Here is a 26,812-nt window from a genome sequence, read left to right as displayed (position 1 = left end):
TATTAGAGTTTGATTATGCCAGTATGTAAGTGTTAGATTTTAAATAAGAGACTTTTATACGCTGCTCACAACTTTTTTACACCCGTTAAATTCTAACTTATTTGTGTTAACAATTTCTTAACATTGGCTTTGGGTTCGGTTTTTACTTTTTGAGGTAACTTGCACAGTTTTTTAAGTTTCTCACCCAATTTTTAAAAATGGCTAAAATTAAAAAGTCAAAAAAGCCTGTAGTACCTGTACAGCCTTATAAGTTCAGGAAACGTTACAGCATTATTGACATTTATATTGAGAAGGAGAAGAAATTTCTTTATTTCATCGCCTTTTCACTTATTCTGGCTGGTATCGTTTACCCTTATGCATCTATAGCGATGTGGGTAGGCTTTGCTTTTGCAGGATACTCTGCTATCGCCAACGATAGTATACAGACTATTGGTACTTTCATCGTATCTAACGAAGACAAGAAATGGTACTGGCAGTGGCTGTTTATGGGTGCTATCTTTCTGGGCACAGTTTTCTACAGCTGGTATGCTTTTGACGGCGACGTAACCTATCAACGTCTTTCCTCTAAAGGTTTCGATCAGACTCCTGATAGCTTTGTTTACCTACAGTTAGCCGCTCCTATTGTTCTACTGCTTCTAACGAGGTTTAGAATACCTGTATCCACTACCTTTATGCTTCTTAGCGTGTTTACCGTAAGCTCTGGTGCCATCATCAGCATGGTAAGCAAAAGCTTAATGGGCTATGTAGCGGCTTTCGTTTCTGCTTTCATTATTTATGTGCTGCTAACAAAAGTTATCAAGAAGTTTGTTAAAGGTGAGGCACATGCCATATGGATTTGGGCTCAATGGTTAATCAGTGGTTTCTTATGGCACACCTGGCTTGCTCAGGACCTTGCCAACGTGGCTGTTTACCTGCCCCGCCAGTTAGATGTTTGGGAGTTTGCCGCTTTTGCAGGGTTCATTTTTCTTGGCCTTGGTTTTATGTTCTTTAAGCGTGGCGAGAAGATTCAGCATATCATTAATGAGAAATCCGAAGTTCGTGACGTTAGAAGTGCTACCATCATCGACTTAGTTTATGCCATTATACTTTATTATTTTAAAGAAGTGAACAACATCCCAATGAGTACTACTTGGGTGTTCATAGGTTTGCTGGCTGGCCGTGAACTAGGCATGCGTTTACGTGCCCACGATAGCTCTGTTAAGTTTGCCAAAACCTTTGGCCTTATCGGTAAAGACATTCTTTCTGTAACCATCGGTTTGATCATATCGGTTATACTTGCCGTTGCTATCAACCCTGTTATTCAGGAAGAGTTAATTAACTTCTTCTTCAAATAAGATTCAGCTTTTTAAGATAGAGCTATTGCATCAAAAAGGCCCGGCATTTGTCCGGGCCTTTTTATTTACTACATGTTAATACTTCTGCTCCAAATCCGGCTTAAATCTGTTTATGCCTATTACAACAGTCATTTTATCCACAGCCACTCATACTTGATATTTCTTCCTAAAAGCAAACAGCCCCGGCCTTTTAGGAGCCGGGGCTGTTTGTATATACTTATTAATGCTTCTATTTTTCTGGCCACATTACTTCCAGGTTGTCGTTAATAAACACCCCAAAGTTAACAGCTATCAGTTGGTCTTCGTCAAAGTATAAATCAATCATCTCTTTTTCGAAAGATACCCTGGTCTCACCGGTTTCTGCATCTTCCTCCTCTATATCCGTTACATCATTGTCGGCAAACAGTCGGACGATTTGGTCTTTGCTCATTTCAAAAATGCGCTCTCCCCAAAGCTGTACTTCTCGGTTCGCTGTTTCGATGCAGCTTAATTTGTAATCATCTTCTTTATCGAAGTACAATGAGTAGCCGTCTTCCCAGTAGTTCCAGGCTTCATGTTCAAACTCATCCTCTTCATCAGATTCTTCGATTTCTTCCGGCTCTCCTATCAATTCTTCTACTTCTTCCATTGACAGGCCAAACTTGATCTTACCAAGCCCTTTGCCTAACCTGATGTCTTTGTTGATCATTTTCTACAGAATTATTTTTAGCAAAGATACGTGATTAACTTATTTAGTGGTTATGTTTTAATTTACAGATGCGGCTTTACGAGCTGTATTTAGCTATAAATTTTTCTTTTAGTTCCTGATAGTCTTCGTTCTGCTTTGCTAACTGCCACTTTTCGTAGAAAATTTCGGCTGCCGCTGCTTTTACCGGATCTTGGTCTAATGGAAGTTGCTCTCTCCCATGTGCCCCGCTTTGCCCTTTCTTGTCGTCCGGCACAGGTCCTTTGTACTTCTTCCCACTTTTGTGGTTCGCGTAGCGCCTTGCCCTTGTATAGCCCATTTGCAGGTACTTGCGTGCCATGTCCGCACCCACAAAATCCTGCTGCTCCAGATAATTCAGGAACATTTCATATATTTTTTCTGAAGACTCCCGGGCTATGTCAGGGTTTTTAAATCGCCAGTGTGGTAATATTTCTGATTTGTAAGGCTCTACAAGTAATACTCCCTGTTCCCCTTTTCCTACCCTGTACAACTCCGGATGTTTTCTAAAATCTGTTTTATCGAAGTTGATTGAATAATCAAATTCCTTTCCCATTGGCATCTTCGTATGCTACTGGTATTGGCTTAACCGGCACTGTTTGGTAAACCGAATACTGTTCTGGATAAATCACTATGAAACTGTTGTCTTTGTACTCTCTGGATAGTACCCGTGGCACATAATCCATGCTACTGTTATATGATACTGTCTTTTTCCTTGCCGAAATTACTACCACCATATCATCTTTCTTCAGCTCATTTTTCATGCTGGCAATTTCGTTTATGCTTGTGTATTGCTGGTAGATAGCATCTACGGTTGGCTTGCTCGCTTTTACTGCTTGTTTAAGCTTGTTCAGCGTTCTTCTACGCGCTCTGAACACCAATGGAGCACCCAACTGATTCGATAATAGCTTAACAGCTCTTATCCACCTTAAAAAGCCTCGTTCCAATTCTGCATTTGTTGGCACTATCACAATTATTCTACCTGTTGTGTTTAAAGGCTGTATCAGTTTACACACAAGAATCATCTCGTCTGTGTTGTCCAGTAAGTTATCCAGCACTGATCCGAATATTCTATCTCTGGCAGTGATTTTGGCATTCCACCCCAGCACAACCTCTGTTATCATTAGCTCTTTTATGGCACGTAGTATTCCGCTAGGTACGTTCACATCTATTTTTGATACCAGCTGCACATCATTATCTGTTGCCGATGCATGTGTTATGGCTTCCTGCAGCATCTGGTTCTTCTTGTAGATCTCTTCTTCAGCATGCTCGTTGTCAATCACCACTGCCAGTGGATAGATAGGTGCTTTATGTTGAGGGTTCTTTAGCATTACCGCCAAGTCGATTAGTTTCTCTATTGTCTTCGGATTTCCAATCGGTACCAGTATTTTGTCTGGTTTCTGACTTAGGTCTGGCTTTCTTCTGCTTTCCAGTATAGCCAGTGTTCTTGCCACTTTCTCTGTTGAGAACGAACTCACCATACTTGATGTAAGGATAAGAACGACTGCTCCGTTCAGTGCACTCTCTCCCAATAAACCTATTTCATATCCTGCCAGCACCACCGCCAGTGTAGCTGCAGCATGTGCACTGCTCAACCCGAAGATCAGGTGCCGCTGAAGTATACTGAATTTGAAAATCTTTTGAGTTAAGTAAGCTGCTGCATACTTTGTTATCGGTGACAGTATAACTATTGTTGCTGCTATAAGTATGGCATTCGTATCTGTAAACAGCGTTTTCAGGTCCACGAGCATACCTGTACTTATGAGGAAGAATGGGATAAAGAGGTTGTTACCCACAAATTCAATCCTGTTCATGAGCGGAGATGTGTGTGGTATCAGTGGGTTTAGTGCCAGCCCTGCCAAGAAAGCGCCTATTATAGCTTCCATTCCTGCCACCTCTGATAAGAATGCTGCTGCAAATACTACTGTCAATACAAAAAGGTATTGTGCTCCCTTCTCACTCTCCAGCTGCTTGAACATGTACTTGGCAATTTTCGGAAATATCCATAGTACTACCCACACAAACGCTAGCATTTTGATGATCATCAATATCCAGAACCCCATACCTGCTTCTCCGTGTGTGCTGTTTATGATGATGGCCAGTACAAACAGAACGGCAGTATCTGTAATCAATGTACCACCTATTGTTAGCGTTACTGCCTCGTTCTTGCTTAAGCCAAGTCTGCTGATAATTGGGTAGGCCAGGAGTGTGTGCGGTGCAAACATACTTGCCAGCAATATGGCTGGCTTTACGTCATAATCGTGTAAGTATAAAAAGATGAGTGTTCCTACTACTATGGGGATCAGAAATGTTAGGGTACCAAATACTATACTTCTTACTTTGTACCTTTTAAAATCTATCATGTCTATCTCCAGACCTGCCTGAAACATGATATATAATAAACCCACTGTACCAAATAAAACTATACTTGCATCACGCTCCAGTATATGAAACCCGTTTGGTCCTAAAATCACGCCAGCCACTATCAGTCCTACTATGCCTGGTATGTTCAGTTTCTTCAGCATAATTGGCACCGCTAGTATAACCAGTAGCACCAGTGTAAATATTAGTACCGGTTCTTCGAACGGTAGTGTCAGCTTCATCAACAGCTTCATATTTTCTGCGGGTTCTTTTGTGTCTGCTTTAAAGATATAGAATTTTTGCTTTACAATTTTGTGTCACACTTTCCAGATACTTTCTCTTTTCTGTGTTCCTTTTCCACCTTTCCACATCTTTTATAACCTAATAACTTTTTATGAAATGAATTTTTAAATAAATCTTCTTTTGTTATTTGGTGTGTTTATAAGTTGATAACTCTACTCACTTTTGAGAAAAGTGTATATCATGTTTACACTTGTTTTGTTTTCACCATTTATTCCACATAAATTATTTTTGTCTTTTTCTCTGTCTCAGTTATTTATGTTGGTTTTCCACTTTTTACCTTTTTTTGTGTATTTCTTTCTTAACACTTCTCACATACGTGGATAAGCAATTTAATGCCTCCTGGTTTTGCACCTGTTTCCACTTTCTACGCATTTTTCGGTGCTTTATATGTAAGTGCAGTTATAGGTGTGTAAAGTTGTTCTAGACTTACCCACTCTTTTCCACAGTTATTCCCACACTTTTAAAGACTTTCCCTACCCATTTTTTTAGCTCATTTTCTCCACTTTATTATTCTCAATTCATTTTTCAATGACTGTTTTTAAATGTTTTCTCAATTGCTTTTTGGCTTCATTATCTGTTCAGTTTTAAGCTTTAGGATATTTTTGCTTATACTATGGTGTGCTTTATTCTCGATCTTTTATCATCAGGTTATTGAAGTTTCTTAATCTCTTTGCTTTACATTACATTTTCTTCTTTATCCCTTAGTGCCACTCATCTTTCTTGTTTTCTCTGCAGTAGATTTTTCTCATGTTATACCTCTCTATATTTTCATAAACAAAAAAGGGGAGGCCACAATAGCCTCCCCTTTTTCCTTCATTTAATTTTTTTCTAGAATGACAACTTTACGCCTTCCATCTCCCAATTCGCTCTTACTTCTAAGCTTTTATCATAGAGATATACTTTCTCTGGCTTTCGCTTAAATTCTGGATCCCCTGCTTCCCATTTGCCATTGTTATTTTCATCTATCAGCACTCTTATTTTATATGTGCCAGGTGAGATATTTTTGAAGTCAAATGTTTTCAAATTGGTTACTTGCTTTACTACTTTATCATCTTGGCCTAGCAACTGAATTGTGTATGATTTATACTTTGTATCTACTGTTCCCTTTACGCTACCTACACCTCCATTCTCAGCTAATGTAATCGGTATTGGTACAAACTTTATGGGGCCTCCTTCAATTGGCTTTATAGCAGTGCTATCTAATAGTAAAGAAATTCTTTTGTTTCTAGCATCGATAGAAGGCATCTTAAAACTTACTTCTGTTTTCGTTGAATCCAGTTTTAACTCCTCCGGATACTTAAGTTTTCTGATCACTGTTGTATCTGCAAGTATACTCACCGGTTCCTTTCCGGTTATCGCTATAGGAGTTTCTAACTCCAGCACTACCATTGATCCTACTGCTTTATTTTCATTGCTTGTCGTGTTAACAACTTTTCTTTGCGCCCCTTTTATTCGTTGCGCTCTCTTCCCTTCAAATTTGATTTCAAGCGTATCTACTGCTATATTACCTGCAGAATCCACAGCTGTTAAAATTGTTTTTCCACCATTGTATCCTGCAGTTTTAAACAACTCAGCAGCTTTGCCTACCTGTATTATTTTAGAAGCAATTTTAATACTAGGTGCCTGTACAGTGGTGGCTTTAAAAGTTTTTATCCCTTCATTGTAGTTTGCTGTAAAACGGTCAGTATAGTTTTCTCTCCTGTTAAGTATAGGCTTCTTTGTGTCTATTTTTACCAATTCCAATGTTACAGGCTGAGTTGATGCTGTTATAGTGATAGGCTGCTCCAGATATCCTATTTTCTCCTCTTCATTATCGTAAAAAGCATTGTTGTTCTTATCTGCCAGTGCATAAATTCTGTATTGTCCTTCTTTGATATTAGTTAACTCGAACTTACCTGCAGCGTCTGTTTGAGTTTGGTAATAGGGTTTATTTTTACGCACACTCAAAGTGTCAGTTGTTGGATATAATGCTACTATTGCTTCTTTCTGCGGCTTCTGCGTTAATAAGTCCACGACAGTCCCGCTTACCTTACTTGAGTCTATGTATGCTCCGGTACTAAAGGAGAGTTTGAGATTTGCTGCTTTGTTCTTTTCTGTGATGTCAGTTATCCCGTCCCTAAAGTTTAAAGTATAGGTTGTGTTTTCCTGCAGTGGTTTTTCGAATTCTAGTTTCAGTACGTTTCGCTCATTTTTTACCTTATACCTGTTATCTGTATTTGGTGTAATGAGCAGTTCCGAATTAAGTTTGTTCTGCTGTACTTCTTCATCAAAGGTCAGGGTAATCACTTTTGTTGATACATTCAGTTGCTGATCTTTAGGGTTACTGCTCACTAAAGTCGGTGGTGTTTCATCTTTCGGTCCCCCTTCTGGAGCACTTACACTTGCGCATGATGCTGCCAGTATTGCTGTGGATAAGATCAGTATTTTTTGCGTTAGCTTCATTTATTCGCGGTTTCTTAAAAGTAAAAGAGGCAAACTTTCGCTTGCCCTTTCCCTTCTCTGCTCTTTTATTCTGTTATTTTTTTCTTGCTACAAATATCAAGCTTGAATAGTCATTGCCATTTTTCTCTGCATAACTATTCGACTTATACCCGTTCATCACGCTGCTTATCATCTTCGTTTTTCCTGCTTTGTGTTTTTCGCTTAACATGCTCACATAATAAGCATCAAACTTCATGGGTAGCACTTCTTCCAATACCATCTTATGCTTTTTAAGGAAGCGCTTCATAGTTGGCTGTGTAAAATGGTACAGGTGTCTTGGCACATCGTATGCTGCCCAGTTTTCTTTGTACAGCTGCGCATCGTGCGAATCTGCGTTTGGTACAGCTATAATCAAAGTCCCGTCTTCCTGTAGCATTTCTGTGAGCTTACTCATCGTTTCATTCAATGTATGGATATGTTCCAGTACATGCCACAGGGTGATGATGTCAAACTTCTCGCTTTCCAGTTCGCTCAGATTAGTTGCAATAAGTTCTTCGGTTTCTTTAGTTGCTATTTCTCTGGCTTTAGCACTTGGCTCTACGCCTTTTATTTCCCAGCCGTCTTTTTTACAGGCTGCCAAAAAAACACCGGTACCACACCCATAGTCCATGATGGTGCCTTTGGTCGGTGTATACCTGTTTATAAGTTCTACCTTCTGCTTTGTAGTTATAGATCTTACCACATGGTAAGCCTTATTGATAATCCCTGCTTTGGTATTATTGTGCGAGATATATTCTTCAGACTCGTAGTAGTTTCCTATACTATCTGCGTCTGGTCTGGGGTTGGTAAACTTGAATGAGCAATTCTCGCATTCCACAATTACAAAGCTTTCCTTTGAAACTGTATTATCTGTTACAACCAAAAAGTTCTTAAAATCCTCTTTGCCGCATACAGGGCATTGCTCCAGTCTTTCGTAGCTCATTTATTTTCCTAAGTATACCATTAACACAGAAATGTCTGCCGGCGACACGCCACTTATTCTTGACGCCTGGCCAATTGTTTCCGGTTGTACCTTCAGCAGCTTCTCTTTCGCCTCTGTAGATAAGGCCGGAATATCACGGTAGTTAATTTTGCCTTTGATGTTATAGTTTTCCAGCTCACTCATCTTATTAGCCATTACGTGCTCTTTCTCGATGTAGCTTTCATACTTCACAGCTATACCTGCTTGCTCCACACTGTCAGCTTTAAATTTGCTTAGATATTCTGCAACGGCTGGTATGGCGGCAGCAATGTGTTCTATCTCTACGTTCGGTCTTTTAATTAATTGTCCTGCGCGCTGTTTTTCTACTATTGGTGCAGAGCCTAAACTCTCCAACATGCTGTTGATATCTCCAGGTTCAATCGGCTTATTATTCAAGTATGCGATGATTTCACCTGTTTCTTCTATCTTCTTATCCACAGCTTTCAAACGCGTTTCATCGGCCAAACCTAATTTAAATCCGAGCTTTGTTAAGCGGATGTCTGCGTTATCCTGGCGTAGAAGTATGCGGTGCTCGGCACGTGATGTGAACATGCGGTAAGGCTCATCTGTCCCTTTATTTACCAGATCATCAATTAACACACCTATATATGCTTCTGATCGCTTTAGGACGAACGACTCTTTGCCATGCACTTTGTTATGCGCGTTTATTCCTGCCATCAATCCCTGGCAGGCTGCTTCTTCGTAACCGGTTGTACCGTTTATCTGGCCAGCAAAGTATAGGTTGTTTACCAGCTTTGTTTCCAGTGTCAAGTTTAGCTGCGTCGGCGGGAAGAAGTCATACTCGATGGCATAGCCAGGGCGGAACATCTTAGCATTTTCAAAACCCACGATTTTACGCAGTGCTTTGTGCTGCACATCTTCCGGCAACGAGCTCGAGAAACCGTTCACGTATACTTCTACTGTGTTCCATCCTTCCGGCTCGACAAAGATCTGGTGACGGTCACGTTCTGCAAAGCGGTTGATCTTGTCTTCTATACTTGGGCAATAACGCGGACCCAATCCTTGAATTCTGCCCTGGAACATCGGTGACTTTTCGAAACCTGTCTTTAGGATTTCGTGCACATCCGAGTTAGTATAAGTTATAAAGCAGCTGCGTTGCTCCTTCAGAGTTTCTGTGTCTGTGTAAGAAAACTTAGAAGGCTTCTCATCACCGAACTGCTCTTCCATGCGGCTGTAGTCCAAGCTGCGCCCATCCACGCGTGGTGGTGTTCCTGTTTTCATGCGGCCAGCTTCAAAGCCTATTTCAATCAGCTGTTCGGTTATGCCTTTTGCAGACTTTTCGCCTGCGCGGCCCCCTCCTAGTTGCTTCTCACCAATGTGGATAATACCATTCAAAAACGTGCCATTCGTTAAAATTACGGCCTTTCCACGTATAGTTATCCCCAGGCTTGTGCGTACTCCAGCAGCTCTTCCGTCCTCTACTACAATACTCGAAATCATCTCCTGCCAGAAGTCTACATTCTCTGTCTGCTCCAGTGTCAGGCGCCATGCTTCGGCAAAACGCATACGATCACTTTGTGCTCTTGGGCTCCACATAGCAGGGCCTTTTGATTTGTTAAGCATGCGGAACTGGATCATGGTCTGGTCGGTGATAATTCCACTCATTCCGCCTAATGCATCAACTTCACGAACTATCTGCCCTTTTGCTACGCCACCCATTGCAGGGTTGCAAGACATTTGTGCAATAGTGTTCATGTTCATTGTTGCTAATAGCACTTTCGATCCCATCTTAGCTGCTGCGGCAGCGGCTTCGCAACCTGCATGACCGGCCCCAACTACAATTACGTCGTATTCTGGAAACATGTATTTCTGGATTTAGAGATGTTTCACGTGAAACATCATCTGGAGGTTGGTAATTCCTTTTTAGCGATTAAAATTTTCGCAAAGATAAGGAAGAATCTTCTTGTTTGCGCATAAGCGCCTCTTGCTCTTCGGTTTTATCTTTAAAACCCAACAGGTGTAGCACCCCATGTATGATTACGCGGTGCAATTCATTTTCAAAGGTGGTACCCAAATCTTTGGCGTTGTCTTGAACACGATCTATACTAATAAAAATATCACCTTCAATGATGCCTTCTTCATCGGCATTATCAAAGGTGATAATATCAGTTAGTGTATCGTGATCGAGATAAGAAACGTTCATCTCGTGTAGGTAATCATCAGAGCAGAAAACGAAAGTAAGGTTAACTAGTTCCTGGTCGTGTTGTTCGATGATATCGTTTATCCACTCTGCAACTTGATTTGGGTTTTTTAGCTCAAACTCTACGTCTTCGCTAAAAAACTCAATGGGAAGCTCCATTCTGTGATGGTATGATGTTAAATACTAACTGTACACGTTTGCCGTTTTCTTCGAAGTTAACACTGTCGCAAAGGTTGCGCATCAGAAATATACCTCTACCTCCAGGGTTCTCCAGGTTTTCAGGAGAGGTAGGATCTGGCAGGTTTTCATAGTCGAAACCTGGGCCTTCATCCTCAATCTCAAAGGTCAGCTGGTTCTCCTCTACTTGCAGTGTTAGATAAACGTTCTTATCCTTATCGAATTTATTACCGTGACGTATGGCGTTGTTTACAGATTCTGTAACGGCAACCATAATATTGCCATAAATATCATCTTCAAAATCAAACTCATCTTTAGAGTTGTCAATAAAACTTTCAACCACTCTGATGTTTTCGATTAGAGAAGGAATCTGAATTTTAACCTGATTCATATTAATCGTTAAGTGAAACTATAGGTGCTTAATTATTACTTATATTTTGAAAATACTCGTTTACCTTCTGTTTGTAATACGGAGAAAGAGCAGGCGGTATGGTTTTGAGTAACTCGGTCTGCTTTTCCTTTGCCTTAATATACTTTTCAAACGAAGGCGGTACTTTCCTGTTAATGTCCTGAGCCGTTCTTGCCTCGCGTTTATTGTCCAGTTCCCGCTCCCTGGCCGACTTTTCAGCCTCTAGCAGTCGGGTGAGGATCTCACGCTGACGCATGATGGTTTGCTCGGTCAAACGTTTATTAACGAGATCAGTCTCGCTTTGTTCCATCATCTTGCTCAAATTTCCTAATTCGCCGTTCTTGCCTTTTTCGCCAGGCTTTTGGCCTTGCTTCTCCAGTTCTTTCAGCGCATTTCGGAGAGCCTCCTGCTCAGCAGCCAATTTAGCTAATTCTTCAGAAAGTGCCTTACCTGATTTGCCACCTTTTTTCAAATCTTCGATTTTTTTATTCAATTGTTGCTGAAGATCTCCTAAATTTCCGGGTTGCGGCTTATTTCCTTTCTGTTTTCCGGCCATATTGCCCTGCATTTGCTGCATGGCCTGCTGCATTTGCTTTAAAGCATCGTTCAGCATCAGGGCCAGGTTATTCATACTTGTCATGGCCAACTGTTGTTGCGCAGTGGCACGGCCAAGGTTACGATCGCGGAGCTCCTGCATGCTGTTATCCATGCTTTGGTTCATGGCGGCTACCTCACGTGTTACAAAAGACTGAATCTGGAACACTTTGTTGGCTAGGGCAAACAAACTATCCTCAATAACCTTTGCATTATCGCGTAAGCCGAGCTGCTGCTGCGAAAGCGTGATAAAGCGCGGATCGCTTTGGTTTACGCCCCTGAATTGCTTCATCAGATCTTCCTGGTCAAAAGAGAGCTTAATAAGGTTTTCGAGAATGTCGCGCAGGTTATCCAAGTTATGCTGCATGCCCTGCATCCCCATAGAGCTTTTCATCTGCTCCATCTGCTGGGCCATCTGCTCCATTTTCTGCCCTGCCTTTTGCTGCGATTCGCTGGCTTTTTTGTTCTGATTCTTCTGGAGCTGCTCCTGGCTCTTCTGCATTTCCTGCTCTATACTTTGCTGCTCCTGCTTCTGTTGCTGGTCGTCCATCTGGTTCGGGTTCTCCAGCTTATCGTTTAGCTGCTTGAGCTCCTCCATTTGTTTTTTTACGTCCTCAAACTCCTGTTGCAGTTCTTTTTGCTGTTCCTGTAACTGTTTGTTCTCTTCCTGCTTCTGCTCGGTTTTATCGGATAGTTGCTTTTGCTCCTTCGCCATTTCCTGCAGTTTGTCGGTAACATTATCCAGTTTTTGTTCGAATTGTAACTGCTTGAACAGCTCCATGGCACGTTCTAGCTCACGCTCCAGGTTACGCTCCCGGTTATCTAATTTGCTTAACAGCTTTTGCAGCTCTGCATCATTAGGACGTTGTTGCTCCAGTAGTTTTTCAAGCTCTTCGTAAAGTTTCTTTGTTTCCGGGTCCAGCAGGTCTTCCATCAGCTTCTGCAGTTCCTGCGCTTTCTGAGCCAGTTGCTTGTCCTGCTCACTTAGCATGTTCTGCTTTTTGTTCAGCTCCTCAAACAACTCCTTCATAGACGAGATGTCCTGCTCTAGTTGCTTTTTCTTTTCTATCAGGTCTTCCAGTTGCTTTTTGTCCTGCCAGTTGAGGTCGCGCTTCGTCTTCATTTTCTCCTCAGACTTAGAAAGCTCTTTCTCTAACTGGTCAGCCTTCTCAAGCGTTTTACTTAGTTGGCTGGCAATAGACTGGGAGTTACTATCTAGTTCCTTCTGCAGGTCGCGCTTATCCGGAATCTTTAACTCAAACGTGCGGGTGCGGGTGCTTTTAGGACCTTTAAGACCGTCATTGTCCCAAACCTGCATGTAGTACTCAACTTTATCGCCTGGCTGCAAATTAAGGGCAGCTGTGTTCCAGCGGTAGTAGTATGTTTGGATGAGCTGGCTGCTTAAGGGCAAGCTTATACTTCTATACTTTGCCTGAGGGTCTTTGCTGTTGCTGATGCGGTAGTTTAAGGCAAGGCGCGTTAAGCCGTAATCATCTGAAACATCTCCACCTAGGATCATGAAAGTATAAAGCGCTGTATCCTGGAACTGCTCCAGGCTGATCTGTGGCAGACGGTCCGGTATGGTGTTGATCTGGTAAGTGATCTGCTCCTTGTTAGTGCTGTGTTCGTTCTTGAGCTTGATGCTGTAGCTCTGGTCCTGGTTAAATCTTTTGCTGGCAATAAAAGCGTCGCCTTCTTTTGCTGCGTTTATACTTTGGGAAGGTTCTTCGAAAGCGAGATTTATACTTTCTGTTTCAGTGGCTTTAAAATTCCAGCGGATGGTGCTGCCCTCTGGCACTGTAGCATTTCCGGTATTCTGCACATACTCTGGCTTGCGCTTAAGATAGGCCGGATATTCCACCTCCATGTAAAAGTCCTTCAGGTTCGGCCGTGAGAGCAGTTGAAGTTCATACTCATCAGACATAAATCCGGAGCCTTCCAATTGGAAGTCTAAGCTGCGCTGCGGTTGCTTGAAAGTATAAGTATAGGAGCCGTCGGCATTTTGATTTAGCTTTTGCCTGCGGCCACTGTAGTTGATGTATACTTCGCTAGGTACTGATTGGCCTTCTACATCCACTTTTAGTTCAAAGTCTTCTCCCCTATAGGTTTGCAGTTTATCGTTTTTAACAACAAACTGAAAGGGCGCCAAAGGAGCATAGTAACGCTTATAGTTAAGTATACGCTCTGTGCCCTGAACAAAAATGGTTGGGTACACGAGCACAATGAGTAATGCTATAAAAGCCGGAAGCGCCACATACTTTAGCAGCGGCCTGTTTTCGCGGTACGTTACAGCCTCTTTAAATTTAAAAGGCAGCAACTGCCGGGAACGCTGGTCTATACTGGCGGCGATAAGCTCATTGGTGCGATCCAGGTTTTGTAACTGAATGGCATTTAGTAACTTATCTTTTATTTCGGGATAATGTGAGCCAACACGTAAAGCTGCCTGTTCATCGGTGAGTACCTTTTTGAGGTTGGCAAGCGCCGAAATGGGGAGTATGATCCAGCGCACCAGCACATAAATAACGACAGCGATAAAAGAGAAAAGCAGGAAACCACGCACATACTGCGGAAAGTAAAACATGTACTCCAACAGGCTGTAAATGATATAAATAGACAGCAGGAGCCCAACAGCAAAAATGCTACCTCTCAAAAGCATGTTAAGGTAGAACTTTTGTTTAAACTCCTGCAGCTGATGCAGCAGTAGATCTAGTGCATCGTTATGTTTCATACTTTACCTTTAAACTGTTATCTCATTGTGCTATAGTTGTGGATGAAGAGGGAGCGTGTAACTTGCTGTATTATAGCAACTGAAGCTCTTTAACCTCTCTTATGATATAAACTTAAATCTTTTTCTTTTTAGTATACGGCCCTTAATCAATTTCAAGCAATACGGGGCAGTGGTCAGAGTGTTTGGCCTCTGTAAGTATGGCAGCGCGTTTTAAACGATTGCGCATATTATCGGTAGCCATATTATAATCAATACGCCAGCCAAGATTTTTGTTGCGTGCACCTGCTCTATAGCTCCACCAGGTATAGTTATGCGGCTCTGCATTAAAGTGCCTGAACGAGTCGATAAAGCCGCTTTCGATCAGTTTACCCATCCAGCTGCGCTCCTCTGGTAAAAACCCCGAGCTGTTGGCATTTGATTTCGGATTATGGATATCGATAGCCTGGTGGCAGATGTTGTAGTCGCCACTAACAATCAAACCAGGTACAGTGCTTTTCAGGTCACCGATGTAACTATAAAAATCGTCCATCCACTGGAATTTAAAATTCTGGCGCTCCTCTCCGCTTGAGCCGGAAGGCATATATACGCTCATTACCGAAACATCGTCGTAATCGGCGCGCAAAACTCTGCCCTCTACATCATAGCACTCCATGCCGCAGCCAACTTCTACATGCTTAGGTTTAGTTTTAGAAAGTATGGCCACGCCGCTGTAGCCTTTTTTTACAGCCGGGTGCAGGTACACGTGGTAACCTAAATCCTCAAAAATGGCTTTGTCAAATTTGGACTCGTCTGCTTTGATCTCCTGCAGACAAAGTACATCTGGGTTGGCTGCTTTTAGCCATGTGTCGAAGCCTTTGGTAAGCGCGGCACGAATGCCGTTAACATTATAGGTAATAATTTTCATGGGTAAAGTAAGGGTTGGGTAACACGTACCTTGCATCAGATGGCACACCTATTTCTTTCCTGTGTCCTTGGTCAGGAGTAAAAGTGATGACAGCAGAATTAGGTTTAAGATTTTATACTTCATAGCACCTTCTACAACACGTGCTTTGTATTATGGTTTTTCTATTTCGTCGGCACGGTTAAAATACTCGATCACATGCCATTTAAGCATTTTTTCCTGTTCTTTCAGGTTTGCAAAAGGGATCGGCTTTACAGCTTTAAAGTGTGGCCAGCCTTCTTCGTCGCGGCCGGTAAACTCGTAAAAGCCCGACAGGCTGAAAACACGGCAAGTAGCAATGTGCATCAGGTCCTGCTTCTCTTCTTTGGTAAACTCACGTATGCCCATGCCAAGTTCCTGAATACCTATTAGAAACAGGATAGCGTTCATATCGGGCTTTTTGCCAAAGCGCTTCATCAGGTCGGCCCGAAGCTGCGTCCAGTTATGATCTATATTGTCGGAGTCGTATATCATTCGGTAGTTGTTAATTGCTCATCGTCGGTTGATTTAAACTAAAACCGACGATGAGCAAAAAGCAATATCTTATTTAGCAGAGCCGCGCTCTTTCAGTTCCTCCCAGTACTCTACAGCACGGCGGAAGTGCGGGATCACAATGGAACCGCCAACCAGGTTTGCGATGGAGGATACTTCCATGAACTGCTCATCGGTTACACCTTCTTCGTAGCATTTACCCACGTGGTACTTAATGCAGTCGTCGCAGCGCAGTACCATAGAGGCTACCAGGCCAAGCATTTCCTTTGTTTTTACATCCAAGGCACCCTCCATGTAGGTGTTGGTGTCGAGGTTAAAAAAGCGTTTAATTACTTTATTGTCATAAGACATAATGCGCTCGTTCATGCGCGTGCGGTAGTCATTGAATTCTTCTACTAAGCTCATTGTTGTGTGTTCTGATTGCTTTAAAAGCGAATAAAAGTATAAGTATAAAGTTACGCGAAATTACTCAGAATACCTTAAACCAACGCCGTCGCACAATGTTTGAAGACCTGCTTTCGCTTTTATTCCCAGAGAGTTGCTATGCCTGCGACGGTGCCATAGCGCGCGGCGAAAGGTATATCTGTACTGGCTGCAACATAAAATTGCCTTTCACTGATTATCATGTACATGGTGCTACTGAGTTAAATCCGCTGCAACGCAGGTTCTGGGGAAAGGTGCAGGTGCGCTATGCTTTTTCGTACCTGCTGTTCATGCCTAAAGGCCGTGTACAGCGCCTTTTGCACAAACTAAAGTATAAAGGCGCTAAAGAGCTGGGTGTGCACCTGGGAAACCGCTATGGCTCCCTCCTCTCCGATTATCACTACTCCGGGCAGTTTGATGTAGTGGTGCCAGTGCCCCTGCACAAGTATAAAATGCGCCGCCGTGGCTATAACCAATCCGAGTACTTTGGCAGGGGCTTATCAGAAAGTATGAATGTACCCTTGGTGGCAGATGCTTTATTTCGTGCTATAGATACCGGCACACAAACAAGAAAGAACAGGCTGGACCGTTGGCATAATGTAGAGCAGGTGTTTCAGGTGAAACATCCGGAAAAAGTAAAAGGCAAGCGCATTCTTCTGGCAGACGATGTGATGACAACCGGTGCGACCTTAGAGGCCTGCACAATTGCTTTGCTTGCAGCAGGTGCTACGGAGGTGAGTGTAGTTACCATTGCAGCAGCATAGCATAAGTATACTTCTGTCACGAAAGAACCGAAATGCATTTCATTTTTGTTTAGCTAAAAGCTGCTCGAGCGGCAGCTATTCTTATTGATTCTTTAAATGAAGTTTCTGGACAAGTTTAAAAGCAACAACCTTCGGGGGAAGACCTTCAGAAAGGCAGCGCTGTGGGCGCTGTTGTTGCTGCTGGTTGCTAGCATGTGGGCGGCGGGTCCTCCAGTGGCTGGTACTGAACCTATCGTTCTAAAGGCTGAGCCCTTACCAATATCCCCAAAGGAGTATTACATTGCCAAAGTGCTGGATGAACGGCCGGATAAAAAAGCAATTGCCCATTTATATGCTGCATCGGTAGTTGCAACACCAGTTTCCAAACCCATACCTGTTGATCTGAAAGGAGGAGCCCAGGCCGCTGTACAGGATTACCTGCGCAAAAGCCTGCCATACAACACAAAGCTTCGCCCTGTAGTGATGCGCCTCAAGGAATTTAATGTAATAGAAAGTGCCCCTGTTAAAGGTCGTGTAGAAGGGCGTGTGGTAGCGCATGTAATCTTTGGGCTGCAGCGTGACGGTGAAATACTGCCGCTTATTGCACACCAGGGAGGTATAAAATATAACAGGCCAGCTAGCCAACAGGGTGTAGTGGAACCGGCCTTGCGCCAAGTGCTTACTGAGTCGCTGCGTTATTTTGATACTTGGATTAACAAAGAAGCTGGTAAGCATGTGCTGCTTGCAAGATCTTTGAAAGTGCATTTTGCAGACCATACTGCGGAGGCGAAAGATGATACCGTCTTCTATAGTTTAAAGAGGCCGCTTAACTGGGGAGATTTTATAGCCAGCCCAACCAAAGAGAGTAAGTATGCTGCAGCTGTTTTTTCTGGCTTTGCCTACGAAGGCGATAACGAAGTAAAAGATGGTGTGATACACCTGAACCTGAAGATGAAGGTGTTTGTCGTAAAAAGCGCCTCCTGGGCGAAAGCCGCTGCGCGTGATGCCTATACTTTAAATCATGAACAGCGCCACTTTGATATTGTAAAGCTGGTGGCAGAGCGGTTTAAGCAGAAGCTACACCCTGACAGCTTAACCTTAGCAGACTATAACAGCATTATGCAGTACAAGTATATTGAGTCTTACAGGGAAATGAACCGCCTGCAGGAGCAGTATGACAGCGAAACAAAGCACGGCACTGATACAGCTGCGCAGCAACGCTGGAACCAGAAGATTGATGCTGAGCTGCGTACTTTTAAAGTGAAGCAGTAGGTTTTGTTGTTGCTTCTGTAGTACAAAGTCCAACCACCCCTAGCCCCTCCTTATCCAAGGCGGGGAATCTGCTACTAGTATTTTTGCTGCCATCACCATAGTTCAAGATTATATATCTAATTGTCATCCTGAAAGGATCTTGGTAGAAGTGAGGTTAAGCGAAAACTACAGCGCTTATACTTCAACTAAAGTAATATATGAGTTCCCCGCCTTGGATAAGGAGGGGTTAGGGGTGGTTGGATATTTTACTGGCAATTAAAACAAAACTACTCATACCTCTCTTTTATATCTACCTCACACAGCTGCAAGTATAACTCTGCCATCTTTTCTGTAACAAACTTAAAAAACTTCTCTCCTTTTTCTTTTGTAGCAGCTTTCGGGTTGCCAATGCCAGTGTCTTCGGTTACCATAGACCATTGCCTCTCTGACCAGGCCCAGCCTTCCTTAATGCCCTTGATCTTCGATTTTTTCTCTTTGCCATCCCCTGCTTCCTCTAACGGCAGTACCAGTTCCGGCTTCAAGTATAATATAAGGCTTGTCTCCATTTCATCTGCGTGGTCGCCTTTCTCGTCGAAGAACTGGTTCTTTTCCGGTAGCTGAAACCAATTGCTGCTAACCAATAGCATATCCGGAAAGCGCAGGCCCAGTTCACGAAGTATCGGTTTAAAGTCATTTCCGCCGTGGCTGTTTACGATCAGGAGCTTTCGGACGCCTTGTCGGTTTAACACCTCCACAATATCCCGTACAATGGCCAGTTGTGTGCTTGGGTTCAGGTTAATGTCCAGCTTTATGTCAGCCTGGCCTGTGTTCACTCCAAAAGGTATGGCAGGCAGTACCGTTATTTTAGCTCCACGCTCCCATGCTATTCTTCCGGCCTCTGCGGCTATACTTTCTGCCTCAAAAATATCTGTGCCGTAAGGTAAATGGAAGTTGTGTGCCTCTGTGGCACCCCATGGAAGTATGGCTAAGTCCACCTGTTGCTCTTTCAGGGCTTTCCAGTTGATTTCTGCAAGTATGTATGGTCTCATAAAGTATAGCTTTGGGTATTAGTGTAAAGTACTTTTAAAAATATGCGAATAAAAAAAGCCTGAGGTTTAACCCCAGGCTCTCTTTTATGCTTTAGTTATTTCTTATCTGTTAGATCCGGCGTTGATCATCGCGCAACGGAAACCGATTGTTGCAGTAGATGAGTCTCTCGTCATGAAGCGACGAGTACCTGGAGATAACCAGTAGGCTACGTCTTTCCATGAACCACCTTTATAAACTTTCACCTCGTCAGTAACCAGTGAGTGGAAGCCTACGCTAGAGTCATAGTTTTCTTTCTCATCAAGGTAACCGTCTCTACGGAATGGGTTAAGGTCTTCTACATCCTGGTAAGAAAGCGGACGGTAAGTATCCTGTACCCACTCGTTCACGTTACCAGCCATATTATACAAACCAAAGTCATTTGGCGGATAGCTGTAGATATAATCCGTGATCATCGCACCGTCGTTCAGGGCACCGGCAATACCGGCATAGTCACCACGGCCACGCTTAAAGTTAGCCAGGAATTTACCCATCTCACGGCCGTACGGGTTACGTACCTGGTGGCCATCCCAAGGATAAAGTCTGCGGTTGTTTTGGTTTTCGTCTTCAGAGTACTGTGTACCGATCATGGCCTGCGCTGCATACTCCCACTCTGCCTCTGTTGGTAGACGGTAATTTGGCAACACATAGCCAGACTCGATTGATGGCTTGCTTCCTTCAACAGCTTCGCCTTCTCCGCCGCCTCTGCGACCAAACAAGCCTCTGCGGCCACCGCCGCCGCCACCTTCTGCTTCTTTTGCCAGGTTCTCGTTAACCTTAGCAGTACGCCAGATAGCATAGTCATTAGCCTGTAACCAGCTAACACCAACTACCGGGAAGAAACGGAAACCTGGGTAACGCAGGTAATACGTTACATAAGGGTCGTTGAAAGAAAGCTGACGCTCCCAAACAGTAGTATCCGGTAACGCTGCCGTGTATACTTCTGGCAATGAGTCTTGCTTCAGGTAGTGCAAGTACTCCAGCCAGTGAATGTTAGCCACTTCTGTTTCATCCATAAAGAAAGAAGCAACAGTAACCGTACGCTCTACGTTGTCGCGTGTCATTGCCACGTCTTCTTCCATAGAACCTAAAACGGTACGGCCACCCTCGATAAAGATCAAACCAGGGCCTCCCTCAATATCAGCATAATCGTTTACCTGGAAAGACTTTTCGTCTTCGCCATACTCAATACCAGTAGCGGTACTGTAGTCACCAGGGTTTCTGCTAGTAGGCTGTCCTCCTTTAGAGCAAGCTGTCAGGAGTAAACCTCCTAATACTGCAGCCGATAGATACTTTGCAAACTTCATAAAATAGTACCCAAATAAGATAAGGTTCTTTTAACGTAATTTAAGATGCAATTATAAATAAAATTAGAATGCCGGACAAGGAATGCTTCTGTTAATTTTGCGCCCTAAGCGGCTTCTAAACAATTTATTAAACTCAAGTTGTTCAAAAACAAGCGAAACCTCGTTGGCTCCACCTGCCTGCCTGCTTATACCGCTTAGCCCTATATCGTGGCTAAAGCCTATTTTAACGGCCTCAAGCTGCAATCCTGCTACTACGGACAAGGCTTTGTCTTGGTTAGTTCCAGAAGTAACAGGAATGCCTTTATATATTATACCTAACGTAAGCGGTGTATATATAGTATGTATTCCGAAATCTGCTCTGCTAAAACTGTTCTGATGTATATAAGTAGCTGATGGTGTTATGCTTAATTCAAACAGCCTGCCCTGCTCTTCGTAGGATCTTACGTAAAACTTATACCCTGCATTTACCAGGTAACTTAGGGGCAGCTTTGTTTTATCCTCAAAACCATAGGCTGGCTTGTTCAGGTTAGATACCTTTAGCCCTACCCACAGCTGGTCAGAGTATACTAAACCCCCTACGGCAAAGCTTACAAAACTGTTTGGTTCAAATGTTGCAGCCTCTGCAGATGTTATTGCAACCTGCCCGTTATCAGATAGTTGATCCCCAAAAACTAAATTGTCGTAGTTTATTTTAAGTGAAGCTACACTTGCTTGTAAGCCCGCTGACATAGCCCATTTTTCTGTTATGGGTGTGTGGTAGGCGTAACCTGCAGTGGCTTGTAATTTTTGCAATCCTCCAACACCGGCACGGTCTTGCTGCAGGATAATATTTATTGCACTTTTTGTATTTCCGAGCCTATAGTCGGCGGCAAGTTGGTTGGTAATAAAGGAACCGTTTAAGGCTGGCCACTGGTTACGGTGCGCTAACGAAACGCTCCAATTATGGCCTAAGCCGGCAAAAGCAGGGTTTAAGTATAGCCTGTTGGCATATTGTTGCGTAAAACGGGCATCCTGCGACTGGGCGGCAAAGCACAGAGTACAAAGTATAATGCTACAGAAAACCCTTTTCAAAATCATTAATTAAAGTTAAATAAAACCGTATGCCACACTTATAAAGTATAGTTTATAAACATGAGGCAATAATTTGCACGGTTTTGGCTTTAAATATATAGTTTCGCTTTAAATAGCTGTTATAATAGAAATCACCCTACCCTATATGAAAAAAGTAGTAATAGGTTTTTTTATCTTCCTGGCAGTATTGCTTGCCCTTGCAGCACTTGTACCTGTTCTTTTCAAAGATAAAATTAAACAAGCCCTCGACAAAGAGATCGCAAAGAATATCAACGCCACCGTTGTGTACGAAACAGATGACGTTAGCCTTTCGCTTTTCCGCGATTTTCCGAACCTGTCGCTTGGCGTAGATAACCTTTCCATTATAGGTCAGGACTCTTTCCAGAGAGACACACTGGCACAAATCCCTTCGTTTAGGATGGGCCTTAACCTGGCAAGCGTTGTATCCGGCGACGAGCTAAAGGTAAACTCTATTACATTAGACGAACCTGTTATACGCCTTATTGTGCTCGAGAGTGGAAAAGCCAACTGGGATATTTTTATTCCGGATACTACAGTTACCGAAGCTGATACGGCTGCCTCTGATTTTAGTATGGCTATTAAGGAATGGAAAATTAACAACGGTACGCTGTTTTACGACGACCTGAGCATTCCTTTTGGCTTGGCTGCCTATAAAGTGAACCACTCCGGCTCCGGCGACTTTGAGAAAGACGTTTTTGACATGGTGTCGGAGACAACCGCTGAGCGCTTTACCATGACCTACGATGGTGCCAACTACATCGAAAATGCTAAGTTGAATGCTGATGTAACGATGGCCATGGACTTGGACAAGATGCTTTATACATTTAAAGAAAATAATATCCGCATCAATGAGTTTCCATTTAAGTTTGATGGTACCATACTGATGCCGGAAGAGGCGATTGACTTTGACCTGACCTTTAGTGCCACCGAAACTGATTTCAGAAATGTGCTGTCGGTGGTGCCGGGTATGTATAGCGAGCAGTTTGAAGATATAAAGACAGAAGGCAAACTGAGCTTCGATGGCTTTTTTAAAGGCCGTATGATTGATACCCTGATGCCTAGCTACGGTGTAAACCTGAAAGTGGTAGACGGTATGTTTAAGTACCCGGATTTGCCAGAGGCTGCCCGAAATGTGAACGCCGATATGAGTGTGGTAAGCGCTGATGGAACTCCTCAGAATACGAATATCAATATCCGAAACTTCCACATGGACCTGGGTAAAAACCCTGTTGATGCCCGTGTGATGATCAATGGCCTGGAGGTGATGCAGATAGACGGTAACGTAAAAGCTAACATAGACCTGGCCGAGATGACGAAGGTTTTCCCGGTGGAGGGAATGACGCTGCGTGGTTTACTTAAAGTTGATGCCGATGCCAAAGGTATATACTCCGAAAAAAGCATGCCTGTGATAGATGCAGACCTGAATATGACCAACGGGTATATTAAGTCTAAGGATTTTCCGGCGCCTATCCAGAACCTTAGTATGGTAACCAATATCCGCAATACTACCGGCAACACCGACGATACCCGCATTAATGTAGAGCGCTTTAATATGACCTTGGATGGCGAGCCGCTGCAAGGCAACATGCTGATTCAGGGTATAGACAAGCCTGCATTTGACGGACGCATCAAAGGAATACTTGACCTGGCGAAGCTTACAAAGATATTCCCGCAGGAAGGCATGACGGTATCAGGCAGAATCACTGCTGATGTGGCCGCCAAAGGTAAGCTAAGCGATATTGAGGCGGAAAAGTATAGCAACGTAACGGCAAACGGTACCATGGGTATCAATAACCTGAACTATGTAAGCACCGATCTGCCAAACGGTATAAAAATCAACCAGGCCAATGCCACTTTCAATAACGAGCGCATCAACCTGCAAAACATGGCTGGTTATCTTGGCAAAAGTGATTTCCAGGCAAATGGCTCTGTGTCTAACTACCTGGGATATGCGCTGGCAGATAACCAATCATTGCGCGGTAACTTCAATATCAGCTCTAATAACTTTAATGTAAATGAGTGGATGGTGGATGATGAAGGTGCCCCTGCTGATGCCTCTACAGAAGGTGTGGTAGAGGTACCGGCTAACTTGGACGTGACACTGAACATAGATGCAAAGCAGGTGCAGTATACCGACCTAAAACTTAACAATGTGAGCGGGCAGGTACAGGTGAAGGATAAAATAGCCAGGTTAAACAAAGTAACCTTTAACACTTTGGGAGGCACCTTTGCTGTGGGTGGCAGTTACAATACCCAAAACATACAGCAGCCTCTGTTTGATATGAAGCTGGATATCCAGAACCTCGGTTTTAAAGAGGCTTTCAATGCTTTTAATACCATTCAGGTAATTGCGCCTATTGCCAAGCTGCTGGAGGGTAAGTTTAATACCAGCTTTGCATTTGCAGGCGAAATTGGCCAGGACATGACACCGGTATTTAAAACTTTGGACGGCAGCGGTATTATCAGCGTAATTAAAGCTGCGGTGCGTGATGTGCCGATTATAGAAAAAATCAGTAACCTAACTAATTTACAGGAGCTGAAGAGCTTTGTGGTGGAGAACAAGAAGATTGATGCCCAGATTATTGACGGTAGCCTGGTAATAAGGCCATTCGATATGAAAGTGGGCAACATTGAAATGACCGTAGGAGGCTCTAACAACATAAATGGTCAGATAGACTACATTACAGCGCTTAACGTACCGGCCGGTAAAGTAGGCAGGGAGCTGAACACACGCTTGGCAAGTATAGTTGGTAACGATGCACTGGCTGCTTCGGAGCGTGTAACCCTGAACCTAAGTATAGGCGGCACCCTCTCCGACCCAAGAGTGGCACTGGCAGGCGGTTCTGTAAAAGAGCAGGCTAAAGATGTGGTTAAAGCCGCTGTGCAAAGTAAAGTAGACGATGCCAAACTGCAGCTGGAGCAGCGCAAGCAACAGCTGCAGGATAGTGTACAGAATGAGCTGAACAGGCGCAAACTGGAAGCTGAGCAAAAAGCCCGTGAAGAATTAGAGAAGAAGCGCAGAGAAGCTGAGCAGAACATAAAGAAACAGGCTACCGATAAAATAGGCGACCTACTAAGGCCAAAATCTAAACCGAAAGCAGAGCCGGTAAAGCCTGATACTACTAAAACAGGTAATTAAGGCAGAGTGCAATTTTGCAAAATATAGAAATACGCTAATTTAAAATTGATCGATTTAAAGAAAGATGCCAGGAACTGCGGTTTCTGGCATCTTTCTTTTAGTGTGGCACGTAATTTCGTGCAACTTTCTCCGTTCCTACCTAAACAACTTGGAGGCGCAGGAAGAGAAAGTATAGTTTGTTTAAATAAAAATTAACGCAATTTTTTAATTCTTCATCTTGCCTTCATGTTAGTGCCAGATATTTGGCATATAACTTTAACGTACAATCCTTATGAAAAGAAAATTCATTCTTCCGCTACTGCTGAGCGGCTTAGTGTGGTTTAGCTCCTGCGACAGTGACAGCGATAACGGTACTGCTAAAATGCAAGTTCGCATGACAGATGCACCCGGTGACTATGCTGAAGTGAATGTTGACATCAAGTCTGTGCAGGTGCACAAAGACGGTGATGATGACGAGTCGGAGTGGATCACATTGGACCAAATAAACCCAGGCGTTTACAACCTGCTGGATTTTGCCAATGGTAAAGATACCTTGCTTGCCAGCTCTACACTGCCTGCTGGTAGAATATCGCAACTAAGACTTGTTTTAGGCAATAATAACACGCTCAAGCTTAAAAATGGCGAAGTTAAGCCTCTAAAAACACCAAGCGGACAGACTTCTGGCGTTAAGCTGCAGATAAATGCTGACCTGGAAAGCGATGTAACCTACGTGCTGCTACTTGACTTTGATGCTGCTAAGTCTGTTGTGCCAAGAGGCAATGGCCAGTATAACCTGAAGCCGGTTGTGCGTACCATTACCCAGGCTGTGGCAGGTGGTATAAAAGGTAAAGTAACGCCTGCAGAGTATAAGCCGGGCATCTATGTTATCTCTGCTGCGAACGACACTATTGGTGGTTTTGCCAACGATGCCGGCGATTTCCTGATCAAAGGTGTGCCAGCAGGTACTTACACAGTTAAATTCTACACAGAAGGCGATGCTCACAACAAAACTGTTGAGAATGTAAGCGTATCTCAGGACCAGATCAAAGACTTGGGTACTGTAGTACTGGAGTAGTTTTTTTAAGTGCCTGATGAAAGAAAGTTAGACAAAGGACAAAAAAAGGAGCTTCCCATGTCGGGGAGCTCCTTTTTTATTTAATTGGTAAAGTTGTAGAAGCTAATGATTAATAGAGACAACTGTTAGCCCACCCCACAAATCCTTCTATTAGATTAATACACCTGCCCCATCAGTTCACGCACGTAAGTAACATAATCTGTGTTTGGTGGCGTGTGGCCATTTTTGCGCAGATCTGTTGCTACCTGTGCCCTGTGGTAAGTGGCGTGGTTAAAAGCGTGTGTCAGGATGTCGAGTACACGTGTGCTATACTTATTACCTTGGCTGTTTGTATAGTCAATCAAGCGGTTAAACTCTGTCTCGTCGGCGTTGGTTACCAGCTCTGCAATTTTGTAAGAGGCACTTTTATGTAATGCCTTTAGCTCCTCCAGGTTGTGTTCCTGCCATACTTTAACTGGGCTCTGTGTACCAGTAATGCGGGCAATCCAGATAGCCTGTGCATTTAAAGCATGGCTAAATAAGCGGGCAGCATTGTTTGGTACACTAGGCAATGAACTAAACACGTCCAACATAGTTTGGTTAGCCCAGATATTATATTCTGATAAGTTCTTTAATACGTCGTTTCCTGTCATGTTACTTTTGTTCTCTTTTATCTTCCCAAATTAAGGTCTCATCAGACCGTTTCTCAAAAAAATCAGGGCAGCGGCCATCGCCTTTGCCAGTTATTCCTCCGTCAGGCTCACAGATTACATTGCCGTTCATATCGTAAAGTTTACTAGGAATATCGCAGCAGCGGCCTGTCACGTAGTATACCTGCTGGTCGTTGTAAGTATAGCGATAAACTTTTGCAGGAGGGTTACTTGGCTTGCCCTGTTCCATTTCCTGTATCATTTGGCTTAGCCATGGCGCAGCCTGCGCATTAGCTGTGGCCGCCTCGGGTATTTGTGGCGATATGCCAGGCTTGCAAGCGATATTTATACTTGCTAGCAATACCCAAAGCACTACTGCCTGTAAATTTAATCTGTTCATAGGCTACGCCCTTTTAAAGGGAGGCGCAAAGGTAATAAACGGGA

The 26,812-nt window shown here is 43.3% G+C and carries 22 protein-coding genes; 5 read left to right on the top strand and 17 right to left on the bottom strand.

The features are described 5' to 3' along the window. Positions 1-197: 197 nt before the first annotated feature. Complete coding sequence (locus H8S84_RS14945; RefSeq protein ID WP_187068163.1) at positions 198-1,334, top strand: hypothetical protein; 1,137 nt, start codon at positions 198-200, stop codon at positions 1,332-1,334. Positions 1,335-1,563: 229 nt separating this feature from the next. Here the strand turns inward: H8S84_RS14945 and H8S84_RS14940 are convergent, their stop codons facing one another. The 12 genes from H8S84_RS14940 to H8S84_RS14885 all read right to left on the bottom strand — a co-directional run bounded on the left by H8S84_RS14940 (position 1,564) and on the right by H8S84_RS14885 (position 16,049). After that, the gene (locus H8S84_RS14940) at positions 1,564-2,022 is read right to left on the bottom strand and encodes a hypothetical protein (protein ID WP_187068162.1); all 459 of its coding nucleotides are present in this window, start codon (positions 2,020-2,022) and stop codon (positions 1,564-1,566) included. A gap of 76 nt (positions 2,023-2,098) precedes the next feature. After that, positions 2,099-2,599: a DUF4385 domain-containing protein gene (locus H8S84_RS14935; protein WP_187068161.1), complete on the bottom strand. Its 501-nt coding sequence runs from the start codon at positions 2,597-2,599 to the stop codon at positions 2,099-2,101. Next, positions 2,577-4,640, bottom strand: a complete 2,064-nt coding sequence (locus tag H8S84_RS14930) for a cation:proton antiporter (protein ID WP_187068160.1) — start codon at positions 4,638-4,640, stop codon at positions 2,577-2,579. The genes H8S84_RS14935 and H8S84_RS14930 overlap by 23 nt, the downstream gene beginning before the upstream one ends. A gap of 889 nt (positions 4,641-5,529) precedes the next feature. After that, positions 5,530-7,143: an Ig-like domain-containing protein gene (locus H8S84_RS14925; protein ID WP_187068159.1), complete on the bottom strand. Its 1,614-nt coding sequence runs from the start codon at positions 7,141-7,143 to the stop codon at positions 5,530-5,532. A 73-nt stretch (positions 7,144-7,216) separates the two neighbouring features. Next, positions 7,217-8,104 carry a class I SAM-dependent methyltransferase gene (locus tag H8S84_RS14920; RefSeq protein ID WP_187068158.1) on the bottom strand — a complete coding sequence of 296 codons (888 nt, stop codon included), beginning with the start codon at positions 8,102-8,104 and terminating at the stop codon, positions 7,217-7,219. After that, positions 8,105-9,967 (bottom strand): tRNA uridine-5-carboxymethylaminomethyl(34) synthesis enzyme MnmG, encoded by a 1,863-nt coding sequence (gene mnmG / locus H8S84_RS14915; RefSeq protein ID WP_187068157.1) that lies wholly within the window; start codon positions 9,965-9,967, stop codon positions 8,105-8,107. It abuts the gene before it with no gap. A gap of 67 nt (positions 9,968-10,034) precedes the next feature. Continuing rightward, a complete protein-coding gene (ybeY, locus tag H8S84_RS14910; protein WP_187068156.1) occupies positions 10,035-10,463 on the bottom strand; it encodes an rRNA maturation RNase YbeY in 429 nt (142 codons plus the stop codon). Beyond that, entirely contained in the window at positions 10,447-10,872 is a 426-nt protein-coding gene (locus tag H8S84_RS14905) for an ATP-binding protein (protein WP_187068155.1), read from the bottom strand. Before H8S84_RS14905 ends, ybeY begins: the two co-directional genes overlap by 17 nt. Positions 10,873-10,900: 28 nt before the next feature. Beyond that, positions 10,901-14,212, bottom strand: coding sequence for a DUF4175 family protein (locus tag H8S84_RS14900; protein WP_187068154.1), 3,312 nt, complete (start codon positions 14,210-14,212; stop codon positions 10,901-10,903). 142 nt (positions 14,213-14,354) lie between these two features. Then, positions 14,355-15,116, bottom strand: a complete 762-nt coding sequence (locus H8S84_RS14895) for an exodeoxyribonuclease III (RefSeq protein ID WP_187068153.1) — start codon at positions 15,114-15,116, stop codon at positions 14,355-14,357. 150 nt (positions 15,117-15,266) lie between these two features. Further along, on the bottom strand, positions 15,267-15,626 hold the full coding sequence (locus H8S84_RS14890) for a hypothetical protein (protein WP_187068152.1): 360 nt from the start codon (positions 15,624-15,626) through the stop codon (positions 15,267-15,269). 69 nt (positions 15,627-15,695) lie between these two features. Beyond that, positions 15,696-16,049, bottom strand: coding sequence for a carboxymuconolactone decarboxylase family protein (locus H8S84_RS14885; protein WP_187068151.1), 354 nt, complete (start codon positions 16,047-16,049; stop codon positions 15,696-15,698). 95 nt (positions 16,050-16,144) lie between these two features. Here H8S84_RS14885 and H8S84_RS14880 point away from each other — a divergent pair, with 95 nt between their 5' ends. Both H8S84_RS14880 and H8S84_RS14875 read left to right on the top strand, forming a co-directional pair. Then, entirely contained in the window at positions 16,145-16,831 is a 687-nt protein-coding gene (locus H8S84_RS14880) for a ComF family protein (RefSeq protein WP_222621670.1), read from the top strand. Positions 16,832-16,927: 96 nt separating this feature from the next. After that, on the top strand, positions 16,928-18,082 hold the full coding sequence (locus H8S84_RS14875; RefSeq protein ID WP_230407194.1) for a hypothetical protein: 1,155 nt from the start codon (positions 16,928-16,930) through the stop codon (positions 18,080-18,082). Positions 18,083-18,348: 266 nt separating this feature from the next. Here the strand turns inward: H8S84_RS14875 and H8S84_RS14870 are convergent, their stop codons facing one another. The 3 genes from H8S84_RS14870 to H8S84_RS14860 all read right to left on the bottom strand — a co-directional run bounded on the left by H8S84_RS14870 (position 18,349) and on the right by H8S84_RS14860 (position 21,531). Then, the gene (locus H8S84_RS14870; RefSeq protein WP_187068150.1) at positions 18,349-19,110 is read right to left on the bottom strand and encodes a creatininase family protein; all 762 of its coding nucleotides are present in this window, start codon (positions 19,108-19,110) and stop codon (positions 18,349-18,351) included. Between the two features lie 102 nt (positions 19,111-19,212). After that, positions 19,213-20,454 (bottom strand): gliding motility lipoprotein GldJ, encoded by a 1,242-nt coding sequence (gene gldJ / locus H8S84_RS14865; RefSeq protein ID WP_187068149.1) that lies wholly within the window; start codon positions 20,452-20,454, stop codon positions 19,213-19,215. Positions 20,455-20,517: 63 nt separating this feature from the next. Further along, positions 20,518-21,531 carry a PorP/SprF family type IX secretion system membrane protein gene (locus H8S84_RS14860; protein ID WP_187068148.1) on the bottom strand — a complete coding sequence of 338 codons (1,014 nt, stop codon included), beginning with the start codon at positions 21,529-21,531 and terminating at the stop codon, positions 20,518-20,520. Positions 21,532-21,670: 139 nt separating this feature from the next. Between H8S84_RS14860 and H8S84_RS14855 the strand changes: the two genes are divergently transcribed. Then, positions 21,671-24,685 (top strand): AsmA-like C-terminal region-containing protein, encoded by a 3,015-nt coding sequence (locus H8S84_RS14855; RefSeq protein WP_187068147.1) that lies wholly within the window; start codon positions 21,671-21,673, stop codon positions 24,683-24,685. A 271-nt stretch (positions 24,686-24,956) separates the two neighbouring features. Beyond that, positions 24,957-25,739, top strand: a complete 783-nt coding sequence (locus H8S84_RS14850) for a DUF4382 domain-containing protein (RefSeq protein WP_187068146.1) — start codon at positions 24,957-24,959, stop codon at positions 25,737-25,739. 155 nt (positions 25,740-25,894) lie between these two features. Here the strand turns inward: H8S84_RS14850 and H8S84_RS14845 are convergent, their stop codons facing one another. Both H8S84_RS14845 and H8S84_RS14840 read right to left on the bottom strand, forming a co-directional pair. Beyond that, complete coding sequence (locus tag H8S84_RS14845) at positions 25,895-26,371, bottom strand: DinB family protein (RefSeq protein WP_187068145.1); 477 nt, start codon at positions 26,369-26,371, stop codon at positions 25,895-25,897. A 1-nt stretch (position 26,372) separates the two neighbouring features. Next, positions 26,373-26,768: a DUF6970 domain-containing protein gene (locus H8S84_RS14840; RefSeq protein WP_187068144.1), complete on the bottom strand. Its 396-nt coding sequence runs from the start codon at positions 26,766-26,768 to the stop codon at positions 26,373-26,375. Between the last annotated feature and the right edge of the window lie 44 nt (positions 26,769-26,812).

Source organism: Pontibacter cellulosilyticus, assembly GCF_014306105.1.
Taxonomy (GTDB): domain Bacteria; phylum Bacteroidota; class Bacteroidia; order Cytophagales; family Hymenobacteraceae; genus Pontibacter; species Pontibacter cellulosilyticus.
Note: the sequence above shows the minus strand (reverse complement) of the source record. Positions and strands in the feature narration are given on the sequence as shown.